This is a genomic window from uncultured Limnohabitans sp. (genome assembly GCF_937889215.1).
GTDB lineage: Bacteria > Pseudomonadota > Gammaproteobacteria > Burkholderiales > Burkholderiaceae_C > Limnohabitans_A.
In genome coordinates, this window is sequence record NZ_CALBEX010000289.1 from 1 (window position 1) to 1,060 (window position 1,060).

A 1,060-nucleotide genomic window follows, 5' to 3' on the forward strand; every position below is an offset into this window, starting at 1 on the left:
CCACATGACTCAGCGGATTTCGGTCCGCTTTTTTCTGACCCCCTCCCCTTCACACGCCATTCAATTCCCGATGGACTTTGTCAATTTTTTGATCCAGCTGCTCAACAGCATCCAATACGGTTTGCTGCTTTTCATGCTGGCAGCGGGCCTGACGCTGATCTTCGGCATCATGGGCGTGGTCAATCTGGCGCACGGCAGTTTTTACATGCTGGGGGCTTACCTCGCGTGGTCACTGGCCGCGCAGCTGGGCAGCTTTGCGCTGGCCATTGTGGTCGGCACCGCTTTGTCGGTGGCCTTTGGCCTGTTGATCGAGCGCTTGCTGTTTAGGCACTTCTACCACCGCGACCACCTGGACCAGGTGTTGCTGACCTTCGGCCTGATTTATGTGTTCGAAGAACTGCGCTCCATCCTCTGGGGCGACGATGTGCATGGCCTGCCCGTGCCCGAGTTGCTGGCCGCCTCTATTCCCCTGACCGAAAACCTGTCTTACCCGGTGTACCGCTTGTTCATGTCGGGCGTCTGCTTGGTATTGGCTTTGGGCTTGTATTTGCTGATCTCCAAAACCCGTTTGGGCATGAAGATCCGTGCGGGCGCTTTTAACCGCGAGATGACCGAATCGCTGGGTGTGAACATCAAGTTGATCCACTCGGTGGTGTTCGCTTTGGGCATTGGGCTGGCCTCGATCGCCGGCATGATCGCCGCGCCCGTGTCCAGCGTCTACCCGAACATGGGCTCACAGGTCTTAATCATGTGCTTTGTGGTGGTGGTGATTGGCGGCATCGGCTCGGTGCGCGGTGCTTTAATCGCCGCCTTGCTGGTGGGCCTTGTCGACACCTTTGGCAAGGTGCTGCTGCCCCAAGCCTCGGGCATGTTGGTGTATGTGCTGATGGCCTTGGTGCTGCTGTACAAACCCGAAGGCCTGTTCAAGCAATGAAAAAGACATCCACATGAGCACGCCCCAAATTCACCTCGAAACCCTGCCTCGCAGCATCCAGCTGGTGATGGTGCTGGGCTTTCTGGCGCTCGCCGCCTTCCCTTTTGTCGGGTCTGACTTTTACAC

The 1,060-nt window shown here is 57.5% G+C and carries 1 protein-coding gene; it reads left to right on the forward strand.

The window, feature by feature from the left end:
* The first annotated feature begins 70 nt into the window (after positions 1 to 70).
* Complete coding sequence (locus Q0341_RS07280; protein WP_299511599.1) at positions 71 to 934, forward strand: branched-chain amino acid ABC transporter permease; 864 nt, start codon at positions 71 to 73, stop codon at positions 932 to 934.
* Positions 935 to 1,060: the final 126 nt, after the last annotated feature.